The sequence below is a fragment of the Paracoccus sp. JM45 genome (genome assembly GCF_003590715.1).
GTDB lineage: Bacteria > Pseudomonadota > Alphaproteobacteria > Rhodobacterales > Rhodobacteraceae > Paracoccus.
On the sequence record NZ_QQVY01000016.1, the window covers coordinates 36,045 to 43,510 of the forward strand.

Below are 7,466 nucleotides of genomic sequence, written 5' to 3' on the forward strand. Positions count from 1 at the left end.
CATGACTGTATCACTGCAATTGTATTCGATGCGCGATGTGGCGGATCAAATCGCACTTCTGGGCCAGCTTCCCGCAATGGGCATCAGCCGCGTCGAGGGCTATGGCGGCGTCTATGGCGACGCTGACGCCTATCGTGCCGCGATGGATGCCAATGGGGTAACAATGCCATCGGGCCATATGGGCCTGAACGATATCGAAGCCGATTTTGACGCCACCCTGCACATCGCCCGTACGATGGGCATGCAACGTGTCTTTGCGCCCTATCTTGAGGAAAAGGACCGCCCCGATACGGCTGCCGGATATATCGACTTTGCCAAGCGACTTAATACAATTGGGTTGCGCTATGCCGAACAGGGTATTTCCTTTGGTTGGCATAACCATGATTTCGAATTTGTGGCTTTGCCCGATGGTAGCATTCCAATGGATATCCTGCTGGACCACGCCCCCGATATTAAATGGGAAGCGGACCTTGCCTGGATCGTACGAGGCACCTGTGATCCGCTGGACTATATCGCCCGCTATGGCAGCCGCATCACGGCCATCCACGTCAAGGATATCGCGCCAACCGATACCAATGTCGATGAGGATGGTTGGGCTGATCTGGGCACAGGCACTTTGGACTGGGCGGCGTATCTTCGGGCCTGCCGCGCCCAATCACCCGACATGATCTATGCGCTAGAGCATGACAAACCACGCGACGCTGTGGCCTTTGCCCGCCGTTCCGCCACCGCATTCAATGCATTGTGGGAGAAGACGAATGACTAAGGGTCTGGGCGTTGGCATCATCGGATGCGGAAACATCTCGACGGCCTATCTGACGCTGGCTCCGATGTTCAAAGGTTATACGATCCTTGCCGTGGCCGATATCAATATGGCCAATGCACAGGCGCGCGGGGATGAATTCGGCGTGCGGGCCCATACGGTCGACGACATGCTTGCCGCACCCGATATCGACCTGATCATAAACCTGACAATCCCTTCTGTGCATGTCGACGTGTCACGTGCGATCCTGCAGGCAGGCAAGCATGTCTATTCGGAAAAGCCCTTTGTCCTCAGCCTGTCCGAAGCGACCGAGCTGGGCGAGTTGGCTGATGCCAAGGGCCTGCGGATCGGGTCGGCGCCGGATACCTTCCTTGGGGCAAGTCATCAGCTGGCGCGCAACCTGATCGACAGTGGTGCGATTGGCGATGTCTCATCCGGGACCGCTGTTGTGATGTCGCACGGGATGGAGGACTGGCATCCCAACCCCGATTTCTTCTTTCTGGAAGGGGGCGGTCCGATTCTGGATCTGGGGCCTTATTACATCTCGAATCTGGTCCAACTTCTAGGCCCGGTCAAAAAGGTCACTAGTTTCACGGGTATGGCCTCACCCACCCGTACCATTGCGAACGGACCGCGCAACGGTGAAACCATACCGGTCGAAACACCGACCACCATCCACGCTCTGCTTTCGTTTGAAAGCGGTGCGATCATCACCCTGCTGGCCAGCTGGGATGTCTGGAAAAGCGACCATCCGATCATGGAGCTTTACGGTTCCGAAGGGACAATGAACATCCCCGACCCGAACCGCTTTGGCGGCGATCTGACCATCACCGAACGCGACGGCGATCCTGTTGTGAAATCATGGGACCATCCCTTCGCAGTGCCGAATTTCGAAGAAATCTACGCCAATTACCGCGGTGCAGGACTGGCCGATATGGCACTGTCCATCACCGCAGGTCGCCCACACCGCTGCAACGCCGATTTCGCCACCCATGTCATCGAGGTGCTGACCTCGATCCTGACAGCGGGCGAAACCGGTCAGGTCATGACCATGCAGACAACCTGCATACGCCCTGATGTCTTGGGGCCGGACCAAGCACGGGCATTGCTGGCATAACGCAAACGGAGAAGAAGATGAGTCATTCCATTAAAGGCCCTGCGTTGTTTCTGGCGCAGTTTATTTCCGACGAAGCGCCATTTGATTGCTTGCCCGCCATTGCGGAATGGGCCGCGGGGCTGGGTTACAAAGGCGTGCAGATCCCGACATGGGACCCGCGAGTATTCGATCTGGACAAAGCCGCATCAAGCAAAACCTATTGCGATGAAATCAAAGGTATTTGCGCCGATCATGGCCTGACAATCACGGAACTGTCCTGCCACCTTCAAAGCCAGCTGGTGGCAGTTCATCCGGCCTATGATACCGCCTTTGATGCCTTTGCGCCGGACCATCTGCATGGCGACCCCGCCGCGCGGCAGGCATGGGCGGTCGATCAGGTCACTAAGGTCGCTAAGGCTTCGCAGCATCTTGGCCTGTCGGGGGCTGTCGGCTTTACCGGATCGCTGGCGTTTCCCTATCTGTACCCTTGGCCGCAACGCCCCGCAGGTCTGATCGACGAGGCGTTTACCGAACTGGCGCGGCGGTGGAAGCCGCTTCTGGATATCTATGACGATGCGGGTGTCGATTTCGGGTTCGAAATCCATCCCGGTGAGGATGTGTTTGACGGCACAACATTCGACCGCTTCCTTACGGCACTAGATGGTCATCCGCGCTGCAAGATCACCTATGATCCATCACATTTCCTGCTCCAGCAGATGGATTACTTGTCCTTCATCGACCTGTACCATGAGCGGATCAGCGCCTTTCACGTCAAAGACGCAGAGTTTAATCCGACGGGACGGCAAGGCGTCTATTCGGGTTACGCCGACTGGACAAATCGCGCGGGCCGCTTCCGCTCGCTTGGGGACGGGCAGGTCGATTTTCGCGGCATTTTCACCAAGCTCACGCAATACGGGTTTGACGGTTGGGCCGTGCTGGAATGGGAGTGCTGCTTGAAACATCCCGAGCAAGGGGCAGCAGAGGGCGCGCCCTTCATCGCCGATCATCTGATCCGCCGGACGGATAAAGCCTTTGATGATTTCGCAGGCGGCGCGTCAGACCGCGCGGCGCTTCGTAAAATGATGGGGTTCTGAGATGGCCCCGCTAAAACTTGGCATGGTGGGCGGTGGTCAGGGAGCTTTTATCGGCGGTGTCCACCGCATCGCGGCGCGGCTTGATGGCTGCTTTGATCTGGTGGCGGGGGCTTTTGCGTCCGATCCTGCCCGCGCGCACGCCTCAGCCGCCGCATTGGGCATCGCGGCAGAGCGGTCCTATGATGACTACCGCGCGATGGCATTGGCCGAGGCCGCGCGCCCCGACGGGATCGACGCAGTCGCCATTGTGACCCCCAACCATTTGCATGGCCCGATTGCCAAGGCTTTCTTGGCGCAGGGTATTCATGTCATCTGCGACAAGCCGATGACCGCAACCCTTGAACAGGCTGAGGCGCTGATGCAGGCCGCCAAAGCCTCAACCGCGTCGTTCTTTTTGACGCATAATTACACAGGCTATCCGATGATCCGGCAGGCGCGCCAGATGGTGACCGATGGGGCGTTGGGGGACATTCGGATCGTGCAGGCCGATTATTTGCAAGACTGGCTGAGCGATGCCCCCGCCGCCGATAATAAACAGGCGGCATGGCGTACCGACCCCGCGCAATCGGGTGGTGGTGCGATTGGCGATATTGGCACCCATGCCTATAATTTAGCCTGCTTTGTCACTGGGCTGCGCACACGGTCGCTCAGTGCATCCTTGCGATCGCATGTCGCTGGCCGGGCCGTGGATGACGATGCGCGCGTCACCTTGCAGTTTGAAGGCGGCGCGCGGGGCCATATCTGGGCCAGCCAAGTGGCCGTCGGAAACGAGAATAATCTGACCTTGGCAGTCTATGGCACGAAAGCATCCCTTCGCTGGGTGCAAGAAGATCCCAACGTGCTTTGGCTCTCCGAATTGGGCGAAGCCCCCCGCAAAATCACACGCGGCGGCCATGCGGCCCATCCCGCTGCTGCTGCCGTTACACGCATTCCCGCGGGCCATCCGGAGGGCTATCTGGAGGCCTTCGCAACCCTATACCGCGAGGCCGCAGACGCCATTTTGGCGCCGGATACACTGACGCCAAGCAGTGCGCTGATTGGTATTTCACAGGGTTTAGACGGGGTCCGCTTCGTCGACGCCTGTCAGCGATCATCAAACGACGGGGCCGCATGGATCGTGCTTGAATGAGGTCGCTTGACTTTGGCAATTTGTAAAAGCAGCCCTTGAATTATAACCGGCATAAAAGCACATTATCTCGCTGACCGTCGCTCCGGCCGACAAAATGCCGCGCGATGTTCGCATGTTAACAACTCGAAAGCCGCTCGGCAGCGTTTTGTGGCAAAGTGAACGGCCACAATGTACGGTGGTCTCGACACTTTAATCTTTAGGAAAAGAGGGAGTGTTTTGAATGAAGTATCGTCGCAGGATCTATTATTCAGCTGGACAGCGTGCCGAAATCTGAGATCGATGGCAGCGTGGGGAGTCGATGACAAAAAGCCACATAGAGTGAAGCATTGATCGCCAACGGTTCGAGGCCGATGCCGATGCCGAACACGCTGCCATGTCGACACGTAGGTAAAGTCGCTGACCCATAGCAGATTTGGGGCTGGTGCCCGTAATATACGGTTCACCTTGTGACGCGGACAGGGCGCTGACGTGTCAGTAACCGTTATTTTGACGACCCTTCCACGCACGGCACTACGGATGCCGATCTGTCTCATCAGTCGCTCCACCGTGCCGCGCGCGAGCTCAAAGCCCTTGCGCTTCAGTTGATGCCATGCCTTACAGACCCCGTAGAACTGGTAATTCTCATCTCGGACCCGTTGAATTTGCGGGAAAAGCTCTGGATCACGCTGATGCCGCGCCGAAGCTTTTGACGGATCAGCGAGGCATGCCAGGCGGTGGTAATATGTCGACGGTGCGATCGGCAGAACTCTGCAGATCGACTCGACGCCGTAGATAACGTGCTGCTCTCCAATGAAGGCGATTATCGCTTCGGTGGGCGGTCGAGTTCCGCCTGTGCAAAATATGCTGACGCCTTGCGCAGTATCTTGTTGGCTTGGCGCAGCTCGCGAACCTCACGTTCAAGCGCTTTGATCCGATCGCGTTCCTCGGTCGTCACGCCGTTCCGCATGTCACTGTCCTTCTCGGCCTGTTTGACCCATTCGCTCAAGGTCTGGGAAATGCGGCCGATCTTGAGTGCAATAGCCGCAATCGCGCCGGCCTGCGTTTCATATGAACCTTGATGTTCAAACACTATCCGGACCGCCCGCGCGATGATTTCTGGCAAGTAGCGATTTGCCATTTTTCCTTTTGTCATACCCGTCATCCCTATTTAGGTTGACGTTCTCCGACAGACTCAGGGCGCTTCACTTTTGACGTCCGCAATATCTTGTGTTGTGCCCGGGCTCTGGCGCTGTCCGGCTTCCATGGCATGGCATGGCATGGCATGGCATGGCTTTGCGGCGGGACGGAGTTATTGCGGCGGCACCGCGCCCGATTACAGCGTCGTGGCAGGCGCGCGTGTCGTAGCACCGTCGGCTGTAATGGTAGCGATCTCCTGATCCGGCGAGATCTGGGCAAGCAGGTCCGGGAGCATCGGCGCGTCGTTAACATTGCTCGCGGTGACCTCGACCGGCTGGATTTCCAACGTTTCCTCGTCTATCCTCAGGTGGATATTACGACAGAACCTTCGTTTCGAGACGCCATGCTTGCGTGTGTGCCACTCGTCGTCACCTTCAATCTTGACTGCCGGTTCTGTCTACGAGCAGGTGCAGCCGCGCCTTGGAGGCGCGATACAGGATCGTTACGTTCAAGGTTTTCTGGCGGCATGACAGAGTGCTGAAATCCGGCACGGACCAGCCAAGTTCGGACAGTTTGCGCAGGATCGCCAGGAAACAGGTCGAGTGTCGGAGTGGCAGCCCGAGGAGGGTCTTTAGACCCCATGATCGCCGTGTGAGCTGACTGGTTCGGCGGCCTCTCCCGCGGCATTCTCCGTTCGAGGGTTGCGCCAGATGGGCTGGCGCTGAGCCTCAGGAATGGGGGAGAGACCACATGCAGGATAGCACATTCATTGGGCTTGATGTCCACAAGGCGACGATTTCGGTCGCCGTCGCGCAAGGTGAGCGCGGGGGCGAAGTGCGCCATTGGGGAACGATCCCACATCGGCCGGTCCACATCAGGAAGTTGGTCGAGAAATTGGGTGTTCACGGATCCCGTTTGTATTTTTGCTATAAGGCCGGGCCATGCGGCTATGGTCTGCACCGCCAGCTTATCGGGTTGGGACACGACTGCATTGTGGTTGCGCCGTCACTCATTCCCGTAAAGGCGGGCGATCGGGTGAAGACCGACCGCCGCGACGCGGTGATGCTGGCAAAGCTGCATAGGGGGGTGAGTTGACGGCAGTCTGGGTGCCAGATGCCGCCCATGAAGCAATGCGCGATCTGGTCCGGGCGCGGGCGACAGCTGTGCGCGTCACCGGTAAGGCGCGGCAGCATCTCCAAGGTTTCCTGCTCCGCCACGGTCGAATTTATCCCGGCAAGAAGGGCTGGACAAAGGCCTATCGGCGCTGGCTGACGACAGTCCGCTTCGAGCACCCGGCGCAGCAAATTGTGCTTCAGGATTATATCCATGCCGTGACCGACGCCGAGGCCAGGATCGAGCGGCTGACCGGGCAGATCGCCGATCTTTTGCCAAGCTGGAGCCTCGCACCGGTGGTTGAAGCGATCCAAGCGATGCGCGGTGTCGCCTTCATTGTTGCCGTGACCGTGGTGGCCGAGGTCGGGGATTTCCACCGGTTCGACAATCCCCGGCAGCTGATGGCCTATCTGGGGCTCACACCCTCGGAGCATTCCAGCGGCGCCAGCGTGCGTCGGGGCGGAATCACCAAGGCGGGCGGCGGGCTTGCACGGCGCGTGCTGATTGAGGGCGCGTGGAGTTATCGCATGCAAGCGCGCGTCAGTCGCAAGCTTCACGACAGAATCGAGAATCTGCCCCAGGCCGCGCGTGACATCGCTTGGAAGGGGCAGTTGCGGATGTGCCATCGCTACCGCCATCTGGTTGCCGCGGGTAAGCCCAAGGTGGTCGTGACAACGGCTATCGCTCGCGAGATGATCGGCTTCATATGGGCTATCGCCAGAGCAGTGACGGCCACGCCCATCGAGAACGTCGGCTGCCGAGGCTGAAAGAACAAGAAGCGCCCCGATCACGCCGACGCGCAAGGTTGGGGACGGAACGCGGTGGGGAACCCTCGTGCCCTGTTATGAGCCGACGAAGTCGACGCTCGCCACTTAGAACGAGGCAGCCCCAGGACGAAACCACGGTCATGCGGTAGCCAACCCGCGTATGAGAGCTTGCTCAACCGTCGTCTAAGTTCCGTCTCCTACCTTGCGCGTCCACATCACACTGCGCCCGGTGACGCCGGAATAATCGCCCTGAAACAAATCCTTGACAGCGATCATGAGAGCAGGCTGCTGAAATAGTCCCGCTTTGATAGTAAGTTGAGAACATGATTCACTCGCCACACGACAATGTCGGGGGGGAAGATGCGTGGGACGGATGAAAAGAGCGGGT

Annotated in this window: 5 protein-coding genes, 3 pseudogenes and 1 other annotated feature; of the genes and pseudogenes, 5 read left to right on the forward strand and 3 right to left on the reverse strand. The window is 58.6% G+C overall.

What is annotated here, in order from left to right; translation table 11 throughout:
* Position 1: 1 nt before the first annotated feature.
* From DWB67_RS14855 to DWB67_RS14870, 4 genes are read left to right on the forward strand one after another with little or no spacing between them, the layout of a single operon-like run.
* Positions 2–766, forward strand: coding sequence for a sugar phosphate isomerase/epimerase (locus DWB67_RS14855; protein ID WP_119808376.1), 765 nt, complete (start codon positions 2–4; stop codon positions 764–766).
* Positions 759–1,880 (forward strand): Gfo/Idh/MocA family protein, encoded by a 1,122-nt coding sequence (locus DWB67_RS14860; RefSeq protein WP_119808377.1) that lies wholly within the window; start codon positions 759–761, stop codon positions 1,878–1,880. Before DWB67_RS14855 ends, DWB67_RS14860 begins: the two co-directional genes overlap by 8 nt.
* Positions 1,881–1,897: 17 nt before the next feature.
* Entirely contained in the window at positions 1,898–2,953 is a 1,056-nt protein-coding gene (locus tag DWB67_RS14865) for a sugar phosphate isomerase/epimerase (protein WP_119808378.1), read from the forward strand.
* Between the two features lies 1 nt (position 2,954).
* On the forward strand, positions 2,955–4,082 hold the full coding sequence (locus DWB67_RS14870; RefSeq protein WP_119808379.1) for a Gfo/Idh/MocA family protein: 1,128 nt from the start codon (positions 2,955–2,957) through the stop codon (positions 4,080–4,082).
* Positions 4,083–4,450: 368 nt separating this feature from the next.
* Here the strand turns inward: DWB67_RS14870 and DWB67_RS14875 are convergent.
* Together DWB67_RS14875 and DWB67_RS14880 are read right to left on the reverse strand one after the other, a co-directional pair.
* Positions 4,451–5,214 (reverse strand): annotated as a pseudogene (locus tag DWB67_RS14875) (IS3 family transposase); the annotation flags it as partial.
* Positions 4,811–4,927, reverse strand: a sequence feature (AL1L pseudoknot). Its footprint overlaps the pseudogene before it by 117 nt.
* 53 nt (positions 5,215–5,267) lie before the next feature.
* A pseudogene (locus DWB67_RS14880) lies at positions 5,268–5,833 on the reverse strand (IS5 family transposase); the annotation flags it as partial.
* Between the two features lie 115 nt (positions 5,834–5,948).
* Between DWB67_RS14880 and DWB67_RS14885 the strand changes: the two are divergent.
* Positions 5,949–7,078 (forward strand): annotated as a pseudogene (locus tag DWB67_RS14885) (IS110 family transposase).
* A 183-nt stretch (positions 7,079–7,261) separates the two neighbouring features.
* Here the strand turns inward: DWB67_RS14885 and DWB67_RS18200 are convergent.
* Positions 7,262–7,466 (reverse strand): hypothetical protein (locus tag DWB67_RS18200; protein WP_220475149.1); only part of this gene is annotated, 205 nt, incomplete at its 5' end.

Coding starts and splice junctions, on each gene's coding strand:
- DWB67_RS14855 (WP_119808376.1), top strand. CDS start 2: ATGACTGTATCACTGCAATTGTATTCGATGCGCGATGTGGCGGATCAA.
- DWB67_RS14860 (WP_119808377.1), top strand. CDS start 759: ATGACTAAGGGTCTGGGCGTTGGCATCATCGGATGCGGAAACATCTCG.
- DWB67_RS14865 (WP_119808378.1), top strand. CDS start 1,898: ATGAGTCATTCCATTAAAGGCCCTGCGTTGTTTCTGGCGCAGTTTATT.
- DWB67_RS14870 (WP_119808379.1), top strand. CDS start 2,955: ATGGCCCCGCTAAAACTTGGCATGGTGGGCGGTGGTCAGGGAGCTTTT.